Source organism: Vibrio quintilis, assembly GCF_024529975.1.
In the GTDB taxonomy this organism is placed as follows: Bacteria; Pseudomonadota; Gammaproteobacteria; order Enterobacterales; family Vibrionaceae; genus Vibrio; species Vibrio quintilis.
On sequence record NZ_AP024897.1, the window covers coordinates 2,172,695 to 2,195,165 of the forward strand.

The window sequence follows — 22,471 nt, forward strand, 5'->3', positions numbered from 1 at the left end:
CACGACCAGAGTATCCCGTCTATCAACAAAAGGACTTGTTGATACCTACCCTACACAGCGACACAATCAGCCCGAATGATCGCTGTGCGTATCTTCCGGACACTGTTCCGGAATTGAGGCGAAATTAACACAAAGTGAGATTCATTTGCAACTATTTGTTACAGAACCGCCATAATTTATGATGGTATGGCGGACTTATATACATTCATCTTTATGGATTTGGAGCCTTTGGCAGCGTTTTTGCCAAAATGATATACCCGACGATGGCAGATAAAGAAGAGCCGATCAACACACCAATCCGGGCATACGTATCATACTGAGCATTGGCGTCTCCAAAAGCCAGCGATGAGATAAATATCGACATCGTAAACCCAAGGCCGCATAACATCGCCACGCCAAAGATCTCTTTCATATCGATGTCAGACGGAAGCTTTGCAATATTGAATTTGACAGCCAGCCAGCTAAAGCAAAATACACCAATTGGCTTTCCGAGAAACAATCCCAAAGCAGCACCGGACGGGACGTGATGTAATAAATCTCCCATGGAAAAGGAGTCAAGCGATAACCCGGCATTGGCAAAAGCAAATATAGGTAAAATGGCTAATGCCACAAAGATATGCAAATCATGTTCGAGTGCTTTTAACGGCGACTTCTGTTGAGGTTTCCCCTTAAGCGGAATAGACAACCCAAGTACAACACCAGCAAGCGTTGCATGTACACCTGACTTCAAAACCGCAGTCCACAAAATCGCACCAACGAGCAGATAGGGTACGAGCTTTGTCACACCGAGATAATTCATTAACAGCAGTATAGCCACCATTGTCATACCAACCGTCAGCGCCAGGGTTGATAATTCACTGTTATAAAACAGCGCAATAATGATAATCACCCCCAAATCATCAATAATGGCTAAAGCAAGCAGAAAAACTTTCAGGCTTACCGGCACCCGGTTGCCAAGCAAAGACAATATCCCGATAGCAAACGCGATATCGGTAGCAGCAGGAATGGCCCAGCCATCAATTGCAGCAGCATCATGACGATTAAATAAAATATAAATCAAAGCGGGGACGGCCATACCGCCGATGGCAGCAATCGCCGGGAAAATTGCAGTCTCCCTCTCCTTCAGCGCCCCTTCAAGTAATTCCCGCTTCACTTCCAAGCCAATAGAAAGAAAAAAAACAGCCATCAGACCGTCATTAATCCAGTGACGTAAAGACATGCCCAATACATAAGTATGCAGTACATTTTCATATGGAGCCCGAAAAGAAGAATTAGCGATAATCATCGCTATTATTGCAGCGACAACCAGCAACACACCGCTGACAGCGTCGATATTCAAATTTTTTGGAATTAGGTTTTTCATACTTATTCTCCCATGCCACATCAGGTTCTGAAAAAGAAGAGGCAAAAGTAATCATCTGATTACATAAAAAAATCACAACTAAATTGTAGTAAGGATCTGACTTAAATCTAAAAAATATCGATGAAAGATACTTACCCGCCAGAGGGCTGAAGCAGGAATAAATGAAACCTAAAGAATAATCCGGGGAACCTCCAGCCGTCTTCCAGAGAAAATACCGTATTTCCCGGATATCTGGCGGAGATATTTGTGACAAGTTATTTCTGAAATGTTTTTAATCTGTTGATCTTTTATACCCAAATGATCTCAAGATGCAGGATTCACTGCTTCATCAACAGGTTCAGTTCAAGGAAAATAGCTGAAGGAATGATGACGACTTTCGAGTTTGTTTGAAGCAGAAATGAACCTGTTGATGCGCTCCAGAAGGGCAAGATGGATTGGCGCCTGTTCTGCGTGACTGATTTTCAACGCAGAATGACTATGTTTACAAATCAGTGCCTTTACGGAAACATGAACAAAATTAAAGTGCATCCCGGAGAGAGCGCATCGGTGCCTGTAATACCAGTCTTAATATCGGAATCGCGCCGGCAGCAACCAAAGCGGTCAGAGACCACAAAGAAGTTTCAAGATATCCCTGAGGAATGAGATAGAGCTGAATCGACCAGCCAAAGGCTTGTTTAATCACGATATCGATCACCAGAGATGCCAGTGCGATACCCAGAGGAATCGCAATAAAGAGTGAGATCGCACCAAATATACACAGTTGAATACTACCAATCACAACAAGTTCTTTGCCTGAAACGCCTAAACACCGGAGTAAGGTCATATGTTTTTGCCGGGTGACTTCACCGGCCAGAGTCGCAAAGAAAATTCCCACAACCGCAATAAACAGAGTCAGGCGACCCAGTTTTCCGGCAATCGCGAATGTCCGGTCAAATGTTTTCATCAAAGCCTGATGAATAGTTTTATTATCAAAAACCCGTTCTTCATCGATATGAAATGTTTGCTCAAACTCTTTTCTGAGTCTTGCAAGCGGGAATTCAGGTTTGGCTGTAATATTTAAAACAATATTACCATTGTAGCCAAAGAGCCGGTGCCAGAAAGGCTCAGCGATCATTACCTGATAAAACGGATTTCCGTAATCATAATAAATTCCGGCCACTTTCCAGTCTAATCCCAGTGGCGGAGGTAACTGAATAACATCCCCCGGCCGGATATCCAGTTTTAACGACATGGATTCACTGATCATGATGCTTCTCTGAGTGTGCAGGAGCTCCCAAAAATTCGGCACTGCAACCTTCACAGTCAACGTATTAAGTTCACCGGAGCTTTTGCCTGTACTGACAATCTGCAGCAATCCCTGGTCAGACGGAATATCTCTTTCCCACCGTTTCCACAACGACTGAACGGCGTCCTGCTGAACCAGCCAGTCTGTCATCTCTTTCTGAGACGAAGGAGAAGAATAAACATATAGATCAGCAGCTAATCTTTCATTCAGCCAGCGATCGGTGGTTTCCCTGAAGCTGCCGATTAAAGTTTCCACCCCGATATTTGCAGTCAGAGCAATCAAAAATGCCATCGTCGCAATACCGCGATATCCCATGCTGGCTGCCGCATCGGAGAAAAACCATCTGCGTTTCACATCTTTTAAGGTATAGGACAGCAGATCAAACACTTTCCAGACAATATAAGGCGTAATTAATCCGACACTAAGGAGAATTAAAGCAGGTACGATAAACCCGGCACACGCAGCCTTAACCAGAAAATATACGGCAGTGGCGACTAACAAAAGAATTACCGCTAATACCGCCTGAATTGCAAATTCCGCTCCGGCAAAGCGAATCAGGGAAACTCTGGGAGTGAGCCGGATTGAGGGCGATTTGAGTAAACGAATCAGGGGCCACACACAGGCACAGGAAGCGCTGATTGTGGCAAGCAAGACACTGTAAACACCCCACCGCCAGTTCCAGGCAACCCACAGATACGTCTCTGAACTCTCGTTCGCCAAAGCACTGTAGACAACCGGAATAAACTGATTGGCGAGAATCATGCCGAGTATATTGCCCGAAATACAAGACACCAAAATTAACAACGCAATTTCAATTGCCAGTGATTTCGTCAGTTCAAGTCCGGACACGCCAGCTTGCCTTAACATGCCAACCAGGGGCTGACGCTGGATAAAAGACAAAGAAATGGCCTGATAGAAAATAAACAAACCCACCATAAACGAAAGCATGCCCATTGCATTCAGATTTAACAGAAACGCTTTTGTCAGCGAGCCGATATCAGAACGATGTCCCCGGCTGATATTGATGCCTTCAGGCAGAATTGATTTCAGGTGCTTTAGCTGTACATATGGCATATCAGCACAGGCAATCACGGATAAAGATGCATTCCCTTTTAATGCCTGAACCAGAGGCAACGCCGTAATGACTTTCGAACCATAGACCAGATTTTTCTGATCTATCTGAATCGGACCCAGCTGAACTCCGGATTCTGTCATCATCCAGTCGCCGTTAGTCAGTTTTTCACGCTTGGCCAGTTCTTTGCTGATAATCACCGGATAAGAATGTCCGGGAATACTGGCAGGTTTAGGAAGAGAAAGAATCGGATCAACACCAATGATAAGAAGATTAAGTCCCCGCCGCGTTGTCGCCCGGTAACTGGCGAATGGGGCGCACTGAGAGAAACCAGCTCGTCTCAGTTGAATATAAAGGCTAAATGGAATGGGTTGATCAATATTATCGGAGCGAATGTGGTAAGGAAGCGGATTTGCAAAAAATTTTTCACCATGTTCATAACTTTTGCGGGTGTGCTCTGCGATAGCAGTGACTCCTACGAATAATGAAACACCCAGAGTCAATCCCAGCCAGACAAGAATCAGTTGCAATGGGTAGCGGCGATAATGGCCCAATAGTGCTTTAACTACGGGACACAGCATGCAGTTGCCCTCCCTGCAAACGCACACACCTTTCCATATGATTTGCGACTTTTTCACTGTGAGTGACAAGTAACAAGGTACATTCCAGCTGTTTTGACAGTGTCGTAAGCAGGCGCATCACTGCTTCAGCATTTTTCTCATCCAGACTTCCCGTCGGTTCGTCCGCAAGCAACAGCTGAGGCTCCATATAAAGTGCCCGGGCAATGGCGGCCCTTTGTTGCTGCCCCCCGGACACTTCTTCAGGATAACGGCCCAGCAGAGGCATTAAGTCCAGCGCTGACAGGATTTGCCGCCATAAACCTCTGTCTTCAGGAATCCCCCGGAGCTGGCGGCAAAAACGGATATTATCAGCGACATTCAATGTGGGCAGCAGATTAAACTGCTGAAATACATGGCCGATAAAATGACGTCTGTAGTCTGCACGGGCATGTTCAGAAGTATTATGCATGGGAAAATTAGGAAACCAGATTTCGCCGGAATCAGATGTATCAATTCCGGAAATCAAATTCAGAAGCGTACTCTTACCGGAACCACTCTCTCCCATCAGGGCGACCTGCTCTCCCTGAGATAACCTGAGTGCAGCCCCTTGCAGAACAGGGTGAAACTCTCCCCCGTCCAGATAACCTTTACAGAGGTCTGTCAGCTCTAACATCAAACCCGCCCTAACCTAATTCTCCCAACGGACTGTGAATCTACACCAAATCCCTTTTTGGAGAAAGTATTTTCAATGATTTCACAGATTTCAAATCTTTGGATCACAGGCAATTGACATGTAAAAAACACCCTGGAATCTGGTCATAATTTTCATCCGTTTCATGCGGCTATTATGGAGATGAATCCGGACAGACGTTGCCGGTCAATATACAAGAAGCCGTTGACAGGTTATCTTAAAAAGAGCGTTTCAACTGGTTATACCCAAACAACCTGAAGATACAGGTTGTTTGGGTATATCAGATAAATCAGGATTACTTATGAAAAATGTACTTGTGCTTGGTGCATCAGGCTATATAGGTTCACAGCTTGTCCCTTTATTGCTGGAGAAAGGTTACGCCGTCACTGCAGCAACCCGGCAAACGGAACAGCTGAAAGCCCGTTTGACCCCACATGCCAATTTGACCATCATTTACCTTGATTTAGCCGATTTTCCTGCAACTCAAGCTGCGGTTCCCGGTTTTGATCTGATTTATTTTCTGGTTCACGGCATGGCATATGGTGAAGACTTCATCAGCTATGAACTGTCTCTGGCTGAAAACTTCAGACAATCATTAACACATAGTCAGGCCCGTCACATTATTTATCTGAGTGCTATTCAGCCAGGGGCAAATCCATCGTTACATGTTCAGGCCAGAAAAATGACCGGAGAATCTCTGCGTCAGCTTGCTATCCCGGTCACGGAAATACGGGCCGGTGTCGTGATTGGACCAGGCTCTGCTGCTTTTGAAATCATGAGAGATTTTGTCTACAACTTACCGGTGTTGATTGCACCCAAATGGGTTGATTCCCGGTCAAATCCAATTGCACTGGATAACTTAAATCATTATTTACTTGCTCTTGCAGAAGCGACTCCGTCTTCACACCAGACACTGGAAGCCGGGGGCCCGGAGACTCTCTCATACCGCGAGCAGTTCCGGATAATATGTAAAGCAGCCAATAAACCCTTCAGATTATGGTCAACATCTTTTTTGACCCCGGCAATAGCGTCTTACTGGCTGGGAATTATCACGTCGGTCCCGGCAAGCATAGGTAAAGCCCTCCTTGCCGGATTAAAACATGATTATGTCGCCGATAACCAGGAAATTTGCCGGTTATACCCGCAACAATTAATCAGTTACGGAAAAGCCGTTGAAAAAACCATTGCAGAAGAAGGTACATTTATCCGCAGTCAGGTCTGGGGGTTCGACCCTTATGCACAGAAAAGGTGGCAGCCAGGATTCGGCTATTACGCCAAACAAGCCGGAGCAAGCTGTAAAACCAGCGCGACTTCAGAACAACTCTGGCAAGTCATCCGCAGAATTGGTCAGGAGCCTGAAGGCTACTTTTACGCCAATGCCCTCTGGCGGTTAAGGGAATGGCTGGATTTTTTTGTCGGCGGCGGCAAACCGGTCAGAAGAAAACCTGATTTACCCGGGCTCAAAGTCGGTGATTATATTGATTCATGGAAAATCATTCGTTGTGAAAACAATAGATTTCTCTCTTTGCTGTTTGGCATGAAAGCCCCCGGACTGGGCAGACTGGAATTTACAATCACGGACGAAGGCGATGAAAGAACCCTTCAGGTTTGCGCATGGTGGCACCCGCAGGGATTCAGAGGATTACTCTACTGGTTTATCATGATGCCAGCACACCTGTTTATTTTCAGAGGAATGGTTGAAGTAATTTGCCGCCATGCTGAGCAAAAAGACTGCATGGCGACAGATAAACGTCTTTAAAACCGGGGAGTGGGCTCAAACCCTAAAGGGATCTCGGCAAGCTGCTCTCCCCTGTTGCCCGGATAAATCAGGTATTCACCATGATATTTCACATTTGACTTATAATCTGTGCGTTTATGCACCATAAAACCTGCCTGCCATGCCAGTTCAATCAGCTGAGCATGGTTCCCCCGGACAAACCAGCTCATCGGATGCATCAAAAGCTCACCGTCAAAGCATGTTTCACACTGACCACAACAGATTGCCATCGAATTGGGCTGTTCAGTAAATAGCTGAACTTTTCCACATCCGACAAGTTCTTCTGCAGTCGAGACTTCCCAACCAGCCGTTTCCAGTTTATCCAGGAACTGTTCAATCTGTTTATCCGTAATCTGGTTACTGCGATCGGATTGAAAAAAATCATCATAATAGGCGAGAATTTTCCGGAAAAGCGGTTCAAACATCACACTGTTTCCCTGAGAACGTCCGGCTTTCTGCCAGCGGATTAAGTCATCAGTGACACTCCGGGGGAATCTTTTTTGCTTAAGTGACTTCGTTATCCAGCGCACAAGATAATATTGATTCGGCACCGGCGCATCAGCCAGCTTGCCACGCTGATGTTCCTGAGACAACTCTTCAAGGGCGGTCTCAACCAACTGGTAAATTTCCTGAGAATAAAGTGACGTCATTTATTTTCTTCCCAACATCAGATAAGAACCGCAGGCTGCAAGTGAACATAGTGCCATACTGAATAGCATTGGCCACACTTCACCGGCGGGTAAAGTGGCAACAACTGCGCCGATTCCGGCACCCGTGCCGAAGCGCAGAGTACCGGCTAATGACGATGCGGTACCGGCCATCCGGGGATAATGGCTCATCAAAAGCCCCATCGAATTACTGCCAATCGTTGAAATGGAACCAATATAGAACATCACACAAGGCACAATTCCCCATAGTCCGCTATCCAGCAACCAGCACAAAAACAATCCCATGCCTGCAATCAGCTGAACCGTCAGACCAAAATGCAACATAAAGCGTGAACCAAGACGCTTCACCAGGCGGCTGTTCAATGTGGTCATTCCCATCATCGTCAGTATATTCAATCCAAATAAATAACCGAACATATCCGGGCTGACGCCAAAGATATTGACATAGACAAACGAGCCGGCAGTCAGAAAAGAAAACAACCCGGAAAAGGAGAATGCACCACAAAAAATCAGGCCGAGAACCCGCGAAGACCGGCATAACTCTGCATAATTTTTCAAAATATTCAGGACATGGAATGACTGACGGTTTTCTGGTCTGAGAGTTTCCGGGATCAGCCAAATCACCATGCCAATGACAATAATCGAGAAAATAACCAAAAACCAGAAGATGGAACGCCAGCCAAACCAAACAGCCAGATTCCCGCCCAGTACCGGGGCAATCAACGGTGCGATAATGATGACAATCGTAATAAATGACATCACTCTGGCGAAGTCTTCCCGCTCAAACATATCCCGGACAACCGCCTGAATCACAACTGCAGCAGCGGCTCCGGCGAAGCCTTGTGCTGCTCTGACCCAGGATAAAGCTTCAATACTGGTCACCGTAGCACAAACAAAAGCACCGATGCTGAACAGAATCAGGCCAACCAACATTACCGGTTTGCGGCCAAACGTATCCGACAACGGACCATGGAGTAACTGCCCGATAGCAAATCCCGCCATATAAGCAGTCAGTGTCATCTGGACCAGCCCGTCACTCACACCAAGATTATCAGCAATAACCGGCATAGCCGGTAAATACATATCAATTGCCAGCGGCGTCACTGCACCGATAGCACCTAGTATGATCAGCAAAAGCAGGCTGATCGATGGGGTTTGTTTATCATTTGCATGTTGTTTTTCGCTCATATATCCTCAACCTTCTACGACCAGACAGACTGGATTTCTTCATCACTTAAATACCGGTACTCTCCGGGTTCCAGCGATTCATCCAACGCAATATCCCCAATTCTTTCACGGTGTAAAGCGACGACTTTATTCCCTAATGCGGCAAACATGCGCTTCACCTGATGATATTTTCCTTCATGAATCGTCAGACAAACTTCGGTTTCACTGAAAATTTCCAGCTGCGCAGGCTTGGTCAAATCTCTTTCCTGATTCAGTTGAATGCCCTGAGCAAATTTTTCTGTATAGTCAGGCTGCACAGGATCGGCCAGCCAAACCCGGTATGTCTTTTCACAATGATGTTTTGGTGATGTAATCCTGTGTGACCATTGCCCATCATCTGTAATTAAAACCAGTCCGGTCGTATCAACATCCAATCGTCCGGCAAAATGAAGGTTATTCAGATTGGGCTCATCCAGCAGAATAAACGCAGTCTGGTTAAAATCATCGGTGTGGGAACAGACAAAACCTTCCGGTTTGTACAGCATGATATAAACCGGGCCCCGGGCAGAAAGCCGCTGCTCCTGCCAGTAAACCTCATCACTTTCTGCCAGCTTTCTGGCACCACGTGATTCAGGCAGTTCATTGACAACAACATCGCCACTTTTAATAATCTTTGTCGCTTGTTTACGTGTAATACCCAGAGCATCACATAAAAATTTATCCAGACGCATGCATACCTCATGAAGTTGAAGTGCGTTATTATAACCATCCATGTCTCATTAGTTGAGCTATTTCACATTTATTGAAAAAATAATTTATGTATAAACTCCGTCCATATCAAGCTGATGCTGTCAGAGCTGTCATCCATTACTTTAGAAAAAATGACGATCCAGCGGTGATTGTGTTGCCAACCGGCGCAGGAAAAAGTCTGGTTATTGCCGAACTCGCCCGGCTGGCAAAAGGCAGAGTTCTTGTACTGGCCCATGTGAAAGAACTGGTCGAACAAAATCACCAGAAATATGAAGGATATGGGTTACCCGGCGCTATTTTTTCTGCCGGGTTAGGGAGAAAGGAAACCGGGGAACAGGTCATTTTCGCTTCTGTTCAGTCGGTTGTCCGCCATTTAACCGAATTCACTCATGAATTTTCTTTGCTGATCATTGATGAATGTCACCGGGTTCCTGACAAAAAGGACAGCAGTTATCAAAAGGTCATCGCTCATTTGCAGGAAAAGAATCCGAACCTGAAGGTTTTGGGGTTAACCGCAACACCTTATCGCCTCGGTATGGGATGGATTTATCAGTTTCATACCCGGGGGCAGATTCGCAGCACGACGCCCCGTTTTTTTCGGGACTGTATTTTCGAGTTACCGATTCATTATCTTCTCGATGAAGCTTTCCTGACCCCGGCCAACATTATTGATGCACCGGTATTAAGTTACGACTTTTCTCAGATTCATCCGATGCCAACAGGAAGCTATAAAGCGTCGGATCTGGATATGGTGATTTCTGATGCGCAGCGGGTCACTCCGCAAATTGTCCAACAGGTCATCCGGCAGGCAGAAGACAGACAAGGCGTGATGATTTTTGCCGCAACCGTCCGGCATGCGCAGGAAATTCATTTACTGCTTCCTGAGTCAGCAGCCATGATCACCGGTGAAACACCGCAGGCTGAGCGGGATGAAATTATTCAGCGGTTTAAGCAAAAAAAGCTGAAATATTTAGTGAATGTTTCAGTACTGACAACCGGATTCGATGCTCCTCATGTTGATTTAATCGCCATTCTCCGCCCGACAGAGTCCGTCAGTCTTTATCAGCAAATCGTTGGTCGCGGATTAAGGCTTTCTCCCGGTAAACAGGAATGCCTGGTACTGGATTATGCCGGTAATAAATATGATCTGGAGCAGCCTGAGGTTGGCGAACCCAAACCATCCGGGGACTCTGAAATCGTAACCATTCCCTGCCCGGCCTGTGGCTTCAATAATAATTTTTGGGGAAAACTGGATAGTCAGGGTATGTTGATTGAACATTATGGCCGGCGATGTCAGGGATATTTTACCGATGAAGATACGCATGAGCGGGAAATCTGTGGTTATCGCTTCAGAGCTAAATACTGTCATGAATGTGGTGCTGACAATGACATTGCAGCGCGTATCTGTCATGAATGTGAAGCAACGCTTGTTGATCCGGATAAAAAACTAAAAGAAGCCCTCAGCCTGAAAAATGCACTGGTGTTTGAATGTCACAACATGGAAATGGGGATTCATAAAGACAGTCACAATCGATCTCAGATTAAAATCACCTATCAGGGAGACAACCAGGCACAGGTTCATGAATTCTGGCCGGTCACCACCAAAAAACAAAAATCTGTGTTCATGCAACGCTTTGTCAGGCCTCATCTGGCAGATAAACATCGTCCTTTTCATGAACAAAGTGCCAGAAAAATTGTTGAAGCCCAGCACCGCTTTCGCTTCCCGCAATTTATCATCGCTCATAAAACCGGCCGCTTCTGGAAAATCAGGGATAAGATTTTCGCAGATGAACTCACTCAATCTCCTGAAGATATTGCTCTGAAGCGCAGAGAATGATAGTATCCGCGCTCGTTTTTATGTTTGCATGTAAAACGAATTAAGTACGACATCCGACAAGGTCGCATTGTCAGATGTCAGCGTTTAAAATTTACTAATTGAGAGTAAATAATATGAAATTTGAAACAGTATTACGTACTGAACTGGGTAAAGGTGCGAGCCGCCGCCTACGTCACGCTGGTCAGTTCCCGGCTATCGTTTATGGTGGAGAAGCAGCGCCTGTATCAATCGCGCTGGTTCACGATGACATCATCAACCAGATGGATAAGCCAGAATTCTACGAAGAAATCACACTGGTGATTGACGGTGCTGAGGTAAAAGTTAAGCCTCAGGACGTTCAGCGTCATGCGTTCAAACCAAAAGTCACTCATATGGATTTCATCCGTATCTGATAGATTACCCGGTAATCTTTCACCTTTTGCATATTAAAAAGTCTGGCCTTACCAACCTGGCTTTCAGTTATAAAACAACCCCTGAGCTACCAACTCAGGGGTTGTTTCTTTTCAGAGGAAAAAAATAACCCGGATTCTGATGTAGTATATACACAAGTTAACTACGCAAGTCGTTGTACAAAAAACAATCTCACGTTATACTAATGCGCCTGATTGTTCTTCAGCACACAATTGTACAAATTGCTTTTAATGAAGAGATGAAGTCACTCACCGATCATCATTTCGGTATACCAATTCCCTGGCAATGAACATTTGCCGACAACTCATAATCATGTCCACTAATGATTCAAACCGGGAACTGTGATGTGACCGATACAGATAAATCTCAATAAATAAGATATCCCGGAAATGGCAAACCTGCCTCCGGAAGCAAACGCTGTTGGACATTTCAGGAAAACTGTGAAGCTTTAACCGATTTCCCGGTGCTCCTCACCTCACCGGTTTCGCGATTATCATTACCAAACTGCACAGGCAAGCCGGTAGCCAGCTGCTGAACTCACCTGCTCCCGTGGTTTCCCCGGTTTCATAAGGCCAAATCACACCAAGAGCTCTGATATCAACATGTCTGAGAAAGAGAATTTGTTACGGATCAAATCTTCATAAATTTCTGAATACGTCAGTTGACGCCCGGTTTATACCTGTCTATTTTTTGAGCAAGTTTGTCATTTTATGGAGGTTAAATTATGAAACGCTCAAGCTCGACATATCGTCTGCAAATGATTAAAGAAGTGGCAATGAAAAAACAAGACGCCTTGTCAACCACCTCACAAGATCCAATGGCTGACTACATTCATCAATTACTGATGGAAAAGCCGGCAACTAAAAAAAATAAAGATATCAACCTTAATTTCAGTGGTGTCCATTTTGACGAACGGGCTGGTGGCTGGATCAGTGACCAGTGGAGCATCAAAAACTAACCTCTGAAAGACCGGTTTAAAACAGATTCTGTTGTGGATGAATATCCTGTTGCTGTTCAACATCGCCGGTTTTGTTGTTTTTTGCCATCTGACGACGAAACCGCATCCGGCATAGCTTAATCACATAAAGCTTTTCTGCCGGCGTCATATCCATCCACCGGAATCGTTCATCCCGGTTTCTCAAACATCCTTTGCAGTAACCTCTTTCATTGACACTACACACGCCAATACAGGGGCTGGGGACATCAAAAAACTCTAACTGCTCCATCATTACCTCTTTCACAACAAGAAGTCCGTCCAGGCTCTTTAAGCAATCGATTGAAATATCATAATCTTGCTTTACAATTCCTGTTATCTTTCTATTGCATCTATGAAACGTGATGAGTTGACCCTGACGTTTCAATACCAACACCTAAGGTTAATTATATGAAGCTTAGTGGAAAAAATACGCTTTCAGCAATTGTTTTAACAACTTTACTGACCGCCTGTGCGGGAAAAGAAGAGCCTGCGGTCAAAGTCGAGGACCTGAAAAATCCGGTATGGCACCTGGTCAGTCTGGATGGAAAAGAAATCAAGCCTTCAGCTGACAACCGTACTCCCAGTCTGAAAGTCGACAGCCGGATGACAGCGACTGGATTTTCCGGATGTAATGACTATTTAGGTCAGGCGGTTCTCAACACAGACAATCATGAGTTTCAAATAATCAAGATGATCTCATCTCAAAAGCTTTGCCTGAAAGAGCAGGTGGCGCAGGAAAAAGTCATTGTTCAGGCTTTAAACCAGCGGACACACATTCAGATACTGCAAGGTAAAATGACGTTGAAAAACAAAAAACACACGCTTATTTTCGAAGCGAAACGCAAATAAGATGACTGAATGCAAAGCGCTTGTTTTACGTAATTAATTACCGGAAAACAAGTGCTTTTAAGCTGGCCTGCGGGTCAATATCTTCGAATTCAGGCGGATTATCCAGACGCTGTTGAAAATTAATAAACGGTGCTTCTTCTTTCATGGTTTCAATTAGAAAATTGCAGTCAACCACGGGAGAATTCACACAGGCAAGTACACTTCCCTGATCAGCCAGTAACTCATTCATACGCCGCAGGATTTTGCGGTAATCCCTGGTTAATGCAAAACTTCCTTTTTGAAAGCTCGGTGGATCGATAACAATCAGATCATAAGGGCCTGATTTCCTGATTTTTCCCCATGATTTAAAAATATCATGCCCCATAAACTGCACCCGGCTTAAATCGTGCTGATTCAGTTTATGGTTCTCCCGCCCCTTAGAGAGCGACGCTTTCGCCATGTCTACATTGACTACCCGCTCCGCTCCACCGGCAATCGCAGCCACTGAAAAGCCGCAGGTATAAGCGAACAAATTTAAAACATGCTTGCCTGTTGCATGTTGTTGCACCCACTGACGCCCTTCTGACATATCCGGAAACAGGCCGAAATTCTGGTTTTTCCCGATGTCCAGCTGAAACTTCAGCCCATGCTCATCGACAACCGGCTTTTCTTCCAGCGTTCCCCAAATCACCTCAAGCTGCTGATTTGTTTGATAGCGGTGCTGAATGGCAATACATGTCGCCCCTGTATTACGCCAGTTCTCCCGTTGAGTCAGTGAGGTCAGTTCAGCTTCCAGCGCCCTGATAAATAATGGCTCTGGCTGTTTGAACAGACTGATAATCAGCTGGTTCGCCAGCCAGTCTGCTGTCAGTTGCTCCAGTCCCGGCCAGCGCCTTCCCCGCCCATGAAATAAGCGTTTGACGGAAACCGGCGAAGAAGCCAGCTGTGTTTCAATATGTTGAATGAAAGTGGTCAGTTGATTTAAATCCATATCTCTGATTCAGTTTCTCTGAGGTTTGTTGATTGAAATAGATGATGTGTTATCTGTCGACAGCAAAAAGATATCCCATGACTAAAGCTCAGGCCAGGTCAGCTGCCAGGGCGTGAACCACTGCTCAATCGCATTGGACACAGCAGTTTGATGCCACCGGGTGCCGGTAAAATCATACTCCCGCGGATCGCAGGTAAAACTAAACTGCTCTCCCTGATAATCAAAACGCAAACCATATGCATGTAAGTAGCCCCGATCAGCGTGGCTGGCAGGGTTATACACAGGGTCACCAACAATTGCAGAGCCAACCGACTTTAAGGCAACCCGGATCTGGTGCGTTTTGCCGGTCCGCGGACGACAGATAAAGACCCGCTCGCCATTTTCTCCGGCAGCTGAAAAAAACTGAGTGATTGCAGGGTTCTCTTTACCCGCAGTCAGTTTCCATGCAGAACGACGGCTGCGAACCATATCACCACATATCAGCCCCTGCTTTTTCTTTGGTTTTTTACAGCCAATTGCCAAATAGTACTTTTCGACCTGACGCTGTGCAAATGCATCAGACAACAACCGGGCTGCGTGTGAAGAACGGGCCAGTAATAATAATCCGGAAGTCATCTTATCCAGACGGTGCACCAGATAGAGCTGAGTTTCATTGAGACTCTGACACACTTCCTGCAATAACATCACTTCCTGATCATCTTTGTGGACCGAAACACCGGGATACTTATTAATCACAACAAAGTCGGAGTGAAGATGAATGATCTGGAACATAAAGAACTTTCGGATAACCTCTGAATCAAATGAAAACGGCTTCGGGCGTCGTAAAGAACAAAGCCTTCTTTGCAGAAGGCTTTATCACTATCTGTTAAAAAACAACTATAAAAAACAGCTGTTATAACATTAGCTATTAAAACATGGGATAAAGAAAAATCATAACAATAGCTACCGGGCAAATAAAACGAACATACCATGGCCAGATTTTCCAAAACAGCCCGGACTCGATTTCCGGATAGCCTTGTTTAAGCTCCTGCAAAAGTTTATTCCGGTGCCATATCCAGCCGACAACAACCGCCCAGACAGCGCCCAGTAAAGGCTGCATATACACGGTTGTAATATCAGCGACAAGGCCAAATAAAGTGCCGAAGTTCAAACAAATGACAACACTGATCAGCATAATCACGCCGCCAATCACCCATGCAGCTGGTGTTCTGTTCATTTTCAGCTCATCCTGCGCACAGGATACAGGCACTTCAAGCAGAGAGATTGATGAAGTCAGCGCTGCAATAACCATCAATACAAAAAAGCCGAAACCAAGCACAATACCGACACCGCCCATCGAGTCAAACATTGCCGGCAATACTTTAAAGACCAGATCACCGGAACTTTTCAGGACGCCATCTTCAGTGAAGATATCAACACCGTGATTCTTTGCCACAAACATTGCCGGCAGAATCAGCAGTCCCGCCGCAAAAGCCACACCAGTATCAATCGAGGCAACCTGAGCCGCTGTTTTGGGAATATTTACATCTTTCTTCAGATAAGAGCCGTAAACCATCATGGTACTGCAGCCAAGTGACAGAGAGAAAAATGCCTGCCCCATCGCATCAACCAACAAACCACCATGAATCTGGGAAAAATCAGGAACCAGATACATTTTCAGCCCTTCCATTGCGCCGGGCTGGGTGAAAATATAGATGATCATTACACCAAAAAGAGCAAACAGCACAGGCATCAAACGGGTTGACCAACGCTCAATCCCATTTGAAATACCTTTCTGAACGACCAAAATATTCAGCAAAGAGAATAAAACTGCCAACAGAATGTTTCTCTCACTACTGAAGTTCACCAGCCATTCAGATACGGAATGAAATCCGGTAACATCAAAAACAGGGATCAGCGCATAAGCGACCAGCCAACCCGCGACAACAGCATAAAAGCTCAAAATGAATGATGAGGTCACCATCGCGATCAGTCCCATCAAACCGGCAACTATTTTATTCCGGGCCCAGACTGAGCGAAGCGTCGATACCGGGTTTGCCTGGCCGTATCTTCCGAGAGTTAATTCTGCAACCAGCATCGGAAATGCCAGGAGGAATACCATCACAAGATAAATCACCAGAAAGGCGGCACCACCGTTACTTGCGGTTTTGGTCGGAAACCCCCATACATTACCTAATCCAACGGCTGAACCGGCAGCCGCCATAATAAAGCCAAATTTTGAAGAAAACTGGCCTCTTGTATTACTTACCATATTTTTTATTACCGATGTTGTATTTGCGTAAACAGTCCTGAAGCAACCTATAGAGTAAGGCTGTTTCAAGGCCGGCAAGTAAACCAGTTTGCGGGGGAAATTGAAAGTTTTTACAATGTTTTTTATCAAAAAAATCGATGTCTGTGTTTAAAATTTGCATTTATAGCCTGAAAATACATTTTCCTGAAAATATATAACAATTACCCAACCCGGTATTTACATTAAAGTCATTATAATAAGGTAAAAATGCGGGTTCATATGGGCTTTGAGGCTGAATATTGATAATTATCCGGAATAAATCCCTTTGCGTTTGAGTCCGGCAACAACCATCGTTTTAAATAAACTTTCCTAAACTTCCGTTTCGCATTAACATCAGTCACTGATTTGTCAGATATTCGTCATCAATCATATGGATAAAATCTATCATATTCTCACATTAGTCAGTATCGGACTGTACTGGCTGCTTGTTGCCACGGTCACTTTCAGGGTCGTGTTTAAAAAAAGAGCGGTAAGTGTATCGCTGGCATGGCTAATGATCATCTATATTCTCCCGGTGCTGGGCGTGTTTTGTTACTTTCTGTTTGGTGAGTTAAACCTTGGCCGGAAAAGAGCGGAAAGAGCTAAGCAAATGTTAACCTCCTTTACGGACTGGTTTTCCCAGCTGAGTCAGTGTCAGGCACATATCACTGAAACGATGGGCGCACATATTTATAAAATTGATGAACTCTGTAATCACCGGATGGGGATTCCGGCTTTAAGTGGTAACCAGCTCTCTTTACAACGCTCACCCAAGCAAACCCTGCAATCAATTATTCACGATATTGAGCAGGCCAGATATTCAATCCGGATGGTTTTTTATATCTGGCATCCCGGAGGTCTGGCTGACTCTGTCGCCTCCAGACTGATTCAGGCTGCCAAGCGGGGAGTAAATGTGAAACTGTTACTGGACTCTGCCGGCAGTCATCAGTTTATGAAAAGTCACTGGTATCGCTTGATGGTGGACTCTGGCATACATGTCGTTCAGGCTTTAGAAGTGAGCCCGTGGCGTATCTTCCTCCGGAGACTTGACCTTCGTCAGCACAGAAAAATAATTGTTATTGATGACACTGTTGCCTATACAGGCTCCATGAATATGGTTGATCCCGAGTATTTTAAACGGGATTCAGGTGTCGGGCAGTGGGTCGATATCATGGTCCGGATCGTCGGCCCGACCGTCAACGTTCTGGCTGCAATCCATAGCTGGGACTGGGAATTTGAAACCGGTGAGCGTGAGTTTCCCCAGATTCCGCAGTGCGCAGTTGAAGATGAATTACCCAAGCACCCGATTCAGGTCGTTCCATCCGGGCCGGGTATGCCTGAAAACCTGATTTCACAGGCACTGGTCCTGGCGATTCATCAGGCAAATCATTCGATACGCATTACAACGCCCTACTTCGTCCCCAGTGCTGATTTACTCTCTGCCCTGAAAACGGCGGCATACCGGGGGATTCAAATTGATTTAATCATTCCACAGAAAAATGATTCACTGATGGTCAAGTGGGCTTCCCGATCATTTTATGGCGATTTATTAGAATCCGGGATCAATATCTATGAATTTCATGGCGGCCTGCTGCATACAAAATCAGTCGTGATTGATGAACAGTTCTGCCTGGTCGGAACCGTCAATATGGATATGAGAAGCCTTTGGCTGAATTTTGAAGTCACGCTGGCTGTTGATGATATTGAATTTACGCATCAGCTATTTGAATTGCAGCAAATATATATACAACAGGCCTGCCAGATTGATTATCAGTCATGGCAAATGCGTCCGATTTATAACCGGGCTCTGGAACGGATGTACTATCTGTTTAACCCTCTGCTTTGAACAAATAGCGACCGTGAAGAGGAAATTGCGTTCAGCACGCCCCTTTGGTAACGTTGACCGCCGGGGTCTGTTCCAAACACTCAGCAAACTGTAATCATTTATCATTTGGCACTGAGATTCTCTGCCCACACCGGTTTAAACAGGGAGTTCATCTGCTAACAAGGACCAATTATGTCAGAAAATAAGAAGACAACGCTCATCCATGCAGGACGCAATAAAGAATGGACACATGGTAGTGTCAATCCACCGGTCCAGAGAGCATCAACGATTGTATTTGACACTGTCGCAGAGAAACACCGGGCGATGGTGAACCGGGCAGACAAAACGCTGTTTTATGGCCGCAGAGGAACTACCACCCATTTCGCATTTCAGGATGCAATGACACAGGTTGAAGGCGGTGTCGGCTGTGCACTCTACCCTTGCGGAACAGCAGCAATCACTAATGCTATTCTGTCTTTTGTTCAAGCCGGTGATCACATCTTAATGGTCGACACCTGTTATGAACCGACACGAGACTTCTGCGAAGTGATTCTGAAAAAAATGGGGGTGGAAACCACCTATTATGATCCACTGATTGGTGAAGATATCCGGTCATTAATCCGGCCTGAAACCAAAATTCTATTCACCGAATCTCCCGGCTCTGTCACCATGGAAGTACAGGATATTCCGACTCTTGCGGCAATTGCTCATGAACATGACATGATTGTAATGCTGGATAATACCTGGGGAGCCGGGGTGAACTTTTCACCATTCGACCATGGTGTTGATATTTCAGTACAGGCGGCAACCAAATATATTGTCGGACACAGTGATGTCATGCTCGGTACGGCCGTCACTCATGAAAAATACTGGGATCAACTCCGGGAGCAAAGCTACCTGATGGGTCAGTGTATTTCTCCTGATGATGCTTATCTCGGCCTGCGCGGACTGAGAACATTAGATGTCCGTTTAAAGCAACATGCCGAAAGCAGCCTGACGATTGCTAAATGGCTGGCAGAGCATCCGCTGGTTGATCATGTTCGTCATCCGGCACTGGAAAGCTGCCCCGGTCATGAATTTTTCAAACGGGACTTTAAAGGCGGCAACGGCTTGTTTTCTTTTGTTCTGAAAAGCAGCTGTCCACGGGCAACAACAGCACTGCTTGATGGCATGACACATTTCAGTATGGGATATTCATGGGGAGGCTTCGAAAGCCTGATTCTTGCCAATGAGCCAAAAAGTTTCAACGCACTTCGTACCGTCTCAAATCCTGATTTTCCGGGGACATTGATCCGGCTTCACATCGGGCTGGAAGATGTCAACGATCTCATTGCCGATTTAGAGCTGGGCCTGAAGCGCTATCAGGAAATACTGGCAGAAGAAAAATAATCATTTGTTTCATCAAACTGAGCAAACAATACAGGTGGCCGGAAGCAGCCACTTGTACGTTCTGTATGATTATAAATCTCTGAATGCTTTATTGACCCGGAATGACTCTGACGTCACATATGCTTCCATCCGGCAAACCTGATTTTCAAGCGCAGAAAACTCGCGCTCAATATGTTCCAGTAACTTTTCCGGTGACTGCCCCTGCTCCCAGGGGCGGCTTTTCAGCTTGTGGGCCCGCTGCTTCTCCACAGTCTGCTCATAATTCTCCGGCTGTTTGTCCAGCATCAGACTCAAAGCAATATAAGCCATAATCGTCAGTCCTCCGGCGCCAAGCAACGTTGCGGATACAACTATCATTCTGACCAGCCAGGCTTCCCAGCCAAAATAGTTTGCCAGGCCTGCACAAACTCCGGTGATCCGCTTATTTTCTGTCGCTCTGTATAGATGACGGCTCATGATTTTGACCTCCAGGCCGGAGTCTCTGCATCCAGTATTTTTTCCAATGTATGAATCCGCTCCTGAAGCGCTTCAGCTTTTGTCGAAAGAGACTGAAGCCTTTCAAAGTCATCCTCACTCAAACCATGATCTGAGTGCCGCTTACTTCGGTAATGGAGAACCAGCCATAGCGGTGCCACAATGACCATAAAAATAATTAACGGAACTGTAATAAACATAACCGACATTAACGCCCTCCTTGCATACCGTTACTGACGCTCTTCGAGTTGTTTTTTTAATTTCTCAAGTTCTTGCTCAACTTCATCCTGAGCTTTTAAATCCATGAACTCTTGATCCAGTGACTTCCCTGCGCCGGTTTTTTCAAACAGATCCGCTTCTGCTTCAAGTTCATCCACTTTGCGGGAAAACTGCTCAAATTTTGCCACGGTTTCTTCAGTACGGGCACGATGCAGATGACGCTGAACATTACGCCGGTTACCAGCGGTTTCAGTCCGGATCATCATCGCTTTTTGCTTCGCCCGGGTTTCGGTGATTTTAGATTCAAGTTTAGCAATTTCACCGGTCAGTTTACCGATCGTTTCTTCAACTAAAGCATACTCTTCTTTCAGGCTCTGAACGACACCCTGAACTTTCTGTTTTTCTATCAGCGCCGCACGGGCTAAGTCTTCCCTCTGTTTCGACAGAGCCAGCGTTGCTTTTTCAGCCCAGTCCTGCTGTTGATGTTCAAGTGACCCAATTTTCCGGGAGAGTTCTTTTTTATCCGCAATGACTTTCGCAGACTGACTCCGGACTTCAACCAGCGTATCTTCCATTTCCTGAATAATTAAACGAATCATCTTTTCCGGATCTTCCGCTTTATCCAGTAATGCACTGATATTTGAGTTCACAATATCTGCAAATCGAGAAAAAATACCCATCATGTTACTCCTTTATACGTACAATATTGAATGACGTGCTACGCAGTATACATAACAAGTTTTATACCAGGTTTTATGCCATTAAAAATCAAAGACTTAATGATAAATTCAAATTTCACAGACAATGAGTTTGTATTTTTCACCATAATTTGGTTAATTTAACCATATGATACAACACGGGATGAACCCCATGAAAAATGATCTCATTGGCGAATCAGCTGAATTTCTGGCTGTTTTAGATAAAGTATCCCGCCTTGCTTCCATCGAACGTCCGGTATTAATCACCGGAGAACGGGGAACCGGCAAAGAACTCATTGCCCAACGGCTGCACTATCTGTCATCCCGATGGGAAAAGCCTATGATCACCATGAATTGTGGCGCACTCTCTGAAGGCGTGATTGACTCTGAGCTGTTTGGCCATGAATCAGGCGCATTTACCGGCTCAAAAGGACGACATCAGGGTCGGTTTGAACGGGCAGAAAGTGGCAGCCTGTTTTTAGATGAACTGGCAAATGCGCCTTTCAATGTTCAGGAGAAGCTGCTGAGGGTCATTGAGTATGGTGAATACGAACGTGTCGGCGGCAGCCGGACCCTGAAAGCCAATGTCCGGATTATCTGTGCAACCAATGAAAATCTGTTAAAGCTGGCCGGAGAGAGGAAATTCCGGGCTGACTTACTGGACCGGCTGGCTTTTGATGTCATCCACCTGCCCCCGCTCCGGGCCCGTCATGAAGACATCCTGCCACTGGCAGAACATTATGCAATCCGTATGTCCCGGGAAATGAACCTGACCTGCTTTCCGGGCTTTAGTGACAACGCTTTGGAACAACTGTTTACCTATCACTGGCCCGGCAATATCAGGGAGCTGAAAAATGTGGTGGAAAGAGCCGTGTGCCAGCACCAGTCAGAGCAGGATCCCATTCCCGGACTGATTTTAAATCCCTTTAAATCCATATGGATGGAAGAAAGTACACCGCAACAGGATCCTGAGGATATAAAGTCCATGTCATACAACCAGCCATCACTGCCGGTAAACCTCAAAGAATGGCTTGATACACAAGAGCAGCAACTCATTCACCAGGCGCTTCAACAGGCAAAATATAATCAGAGAAATGCAGCCGAATTACTGGGCTTGAGCTATCATCAGTTGAGAGGTTTGATCAGGAAGTATCAGATTTTAGTCAATAAACACTGATAAATAATGATTTAAATAGTGTTTCCCATTGGTTCAATAATTTA

Annotated in this window: 21 protein-coding genes; 8 read left to right on the forward strand and 13 right to left on the reverse strand. The window is 45.5% G+C overall.

Annotated features, from left to right (window positions below; translation table 11 throughout):
- Window positions 1-211: 211 nt before the first annotated feature.
- The 3 genes from nhaA to OC443_RS10175 all read right to left on the reverse strand — a co-directional run bounded on the left by nhaA (window position 212) and on the right by OC443_RS10175 (window position 4,953).
- Window positions 212-1,363 (reverse strand): Na+/H+ antiporter NhaA, encoded by a 1,152-nt coding sequence (nhaA, locus tag OC443_RS10165; protein ID WP_073582343.1) that lies wholly within the window; start codon window positions 1,361-1,363, stop codon window positions 212-214.
- A gap of 517 nt (window positions 1,364-1,880) precedes the next feature.
- Window positions 1,881-4,301 (reverse strand): ABC transporter permease, encoded by a 2,421-nt coding sequence (locus OC443_RS10170; RefSeq protein WP_073582339.1) that lies wholly within the window; start codon window positions 4,299-4,301, stop codon window positions 1,881-1,883.
- A complete protein-coding gene (locus OC443_RS10175; protein ID WP_073582337.1) occupies window positions 4,282-4,953 on the reverse strand; it encodes an ABC transporter ATP-binding protein in 672 nt (223 codons plus the stop codon). The genes OC443_RS10170 and OC443_RS10175 overlap by 20 nt, the downstream gene beginning before the upstream one ends.
- A 319-nt stretch (window positions 4,954-5,272) precedes the next feature.
- Here OC443_RS10175 and OC443_RS10180 point away from each other — a divergent pair, with 319 nt between their 5' ends.
- Complete coding sequence (locus OC443_RS10180; RefSeq protein ID WP_073582335.1) at window positions 5,273-6,730, forward strand: DUF2867 domain-containing protein; 1,458 nt, start codon at window positions 5,273-5,275, stop codon at window positions 6,728-6,730.
- On the opposite strand, the gene OC443_RS10185 is transcribed toward OC443_RS10180, so the two are convergent.
- The 3 genes from OC443_RS10185 to rsuA are packed head-to-tail and all read right to left on the reverse strand — an operon-like array spanning window position 6,727 to window position 9,314.
- A complete protein-coding gene (locus OC443_RS10185) occupies window positions 6,727-7,398 on the reverse strand; it encodes a DUF2913 family protein (RefSeq protein WP_073582333.1) in 672 nt (223 codons plus the stop codon). The genes OC443_RS10180 and OC443_RS10185 overlap by 4 nt on opposite strands.
- Window positions 7,399-8,604 (reverse strand): Bcr/CflA family multidrug efflux MFS transporter, encoded by a 1,206-nt coding sequence (locus tag OC443_RS10190; protein WP_073582331.1) that lies wholly within the window; start codon window positions 8,602-8,604, stop codon window positions 7,399-7,401. It abuts the gene before it with no gap.
- Window positions 8,605-8,618: 14 nt separating this feature from the next.
- Entirely contained in the window at window positions 8,619-9,314 is a 696-nt protein-coding gene (rsuA, locus tag OC443_RS10195; RefSeq protein WP_073582329.1) for a 16S rRNA pseudouridine(516) synthase RsuA, read from the reverse strand.
- 86 nt (window positions 9,315-9,400) lie between these two features.
- Here rsuA and OC443_RS10200 point away from each other — a divergent pair, with 86 nt between their 5' ends.
- The 3 genes from OC443_RS10200 (at window position 9,401) to OC443_RS10210 (ending at window position 12,539) form a co-directional block, all read left to right on the forward strand.
- Window positions 9,401-11,170 carry a DEAD/DEAH box helicase gene (locus OC443_RS10200; protein ID WP_073582327.1) on the forward strand — a complete coding sequence of 590 codons (1,770 nt, stop codon included), beginning with the start codon at window positions 9,401-9,403 and terminating at the stop codon, window positions 11,168-11,170.
- Between the two features lie 113 nt (window positions 11,171-11,283).
- Window positions 11,284-11,562 (forward strand): 50S ribosomal protein L25, encoded by a 279-nt coding sequence (gene rplY, locus OC443_RS10205; RefSeq protein WP_073582325.1) that lies wholly within the window; start codon window positions 11,284-11,286, stop codon window positions 11,560-11,562.
- Window positions 11,563-12,305: 743 nt separating this feature from the next.
- Window positions 12,306-12,539 (forward strand): hypothetical protein, encoded by a 234-nt coding sequence (locus OC443_RS10210; protein ID WP_073582323.1) that lies wholly within the window; start codon window positions 12,306-12,308, stop codon window positions 12,537-12,539.
- 16 nt (window positions 12,540-12,555) lie between these two features.
- Here OC443_RS10210 and OC443_RS10215 read toward each other — a convergent pair whose 3' ends face one another.
- Window positions 12,556-12,807, reverse strand: coding sequence for a DUF1289 domain-containing protein (locus OC443_RS10215; RefSeq protein WP_073582321.1), 252 nt, complete (start codon window positions 12,805-12,807; stop codon window positions 12,556-12,558).
- Window positions 12,808-12,965: 158 nt separating this feature from the next.
- Between OC443_RS10215 and OC443_RS10220 the strand changes: the two genes are divergently transcribed.
- Window positions 12,966-13,406 (forward strand): META domain-containing protein, encoded by a 441-nt coding sequence (locus OC443_RS10220; RefSeq protein ID WP_073582319.1) that lies wholly within the window; start codon window positions 12,966-12,968, stop codon window positions 13,404-13,406.
- Window positions 13,407-13,443: 37 nt separating this feature from the next.
- Here OC443_RS10220 and OC443_RS10225 read toward each other — a convergent pair whose 3' ends face one another.
- The 3 genes from OC443_RS10225 to OC443_RS10235 form a co-directional block, all read right to left on the reverse strand.
- Window positions 13,444-14,376, reverse strand: coding sequence for a class I SAM-dependent methyltransferase (locus OC443_RS10225; RefSeq protein ID WP_073582317.1), 933 nt, complete (start codon window positions 14,374-14,376; stop codon window positions 13,444-13,446).
- An 81-nt stretch (window positions 14,377-14,457) separates the two neighbouring features.
- Window positions 14,458-15,147, reverse strand: coding sequence for a TIGR01621 family pseudouridine synthase (locus OC443_RS10230; RefSeq protein ID WP_073582315.1), 690 nt, complete (start codon window positions 15,145-15,147; stop codon window positions 14,458-14,460).
- Window positions 15,148-15,283: 136 nt separating this feature from the next.
- Window positions 15,284-16,627, reverse strand: a complete 1,344-nt coding sequence (locus tag OC443_RS10235) for a sodium-dependent transporter (RefSeq protein WP_073582313.1) — start codon at window positions 16,625-16,627, stop codon at window positions 15,284-15,286.
- Between the two features lie 409 nt (window positions 16,628-17,036).
- On the opposite strand from OC443_RS10235, the gene cls reads away from it, so the two are divergent.
- Window positions 17,037-18,491: a cardiolipin synthase gene (cls, locus tag OC443_RS10240; protein WP_073582311.1), complete on the forward strand. Its 1,455-nt coding sequence runs from the start codon at window positions 17,037-17,039 to the stop codon at window positions 18,489-18,491.
- Between the two features lie 171 nt (window positions 18,492-18,662).
- Window positions 18,663-19,859: a cystathionine beta-lyase gene (locus OC443_RS10245; protein WP_073582309.1), complete on the forward strand. Its 1,197-nt coding sequence runs from the start codon at window positions 18,663-18,665 to the stop codon at window positions 19,857-19,859.
- Between the two features lie 69 nt (window positions 19,860-19,928).
- Here OC443_RS10245 and pspC read toward each other — a convergent pair whose 3' ends face one another.
- The 3 genes from pspC to pspA are packed head-to-tail and all read right to left on the reverse strand — an operon-like array spanning window position 19,929 to window position 21,232.
- A complete protein-coding gene (pspC, locus tag OC443_RS10250) occupies window positions 19,929-20,318 on the reverse strand; it encodes an envelope stress response membrane protein PspC (protein WP_143169296.1) in 390 nt (129 codons plus the stop codon).
- Window positions 20,312-20,542: an envelope stress response membrane protein PspB gene (gene pspB, locus OC443_RS10255; RefSeq protein ID WP_073582305.1), complete on the reverse strand. Its 231-nt coding sequence runs from the start codon at window positions 20,540-20,542 to the stop codon at window positions 20,312-20,314. Before pspB ends, pspC begins: the two co-directional genes overlap by 7 nt.
- Before the next feature lie 21 nt (window positions 20,543-20,563).
- On the reverse strand, window positions 20,564-21,232 hold the full coding sequence (pspA, locus tag OC443_RS10260) for a phage shock protein PspA (protein ID WP_073582303.1): 669 nt from the start codon (window positions 21,230-21,232) through the stop codon (window positions 20,564-20,566).
- A 190-nt stretch (window positions 21,233-21,422) separates the two neighbouring features.
- Here pspA and pspF point away from each other — a divergent pair, with 190 nt between their 5' ends.
- Window positions 21,423-22,427 (forward strand): phage shock protein operon transcriptional activator, encoded by a 1,005-nt coding sequence (pspF, locus tag OC443_RS10265; protein WP_073582301.1) that lies wholly within the window; start codon window positions 21,423-21,425, stop codon window positions 22,425-22,427.
- Window positions 22,428-22,471 lie beyond the last annotated feature (44 nt).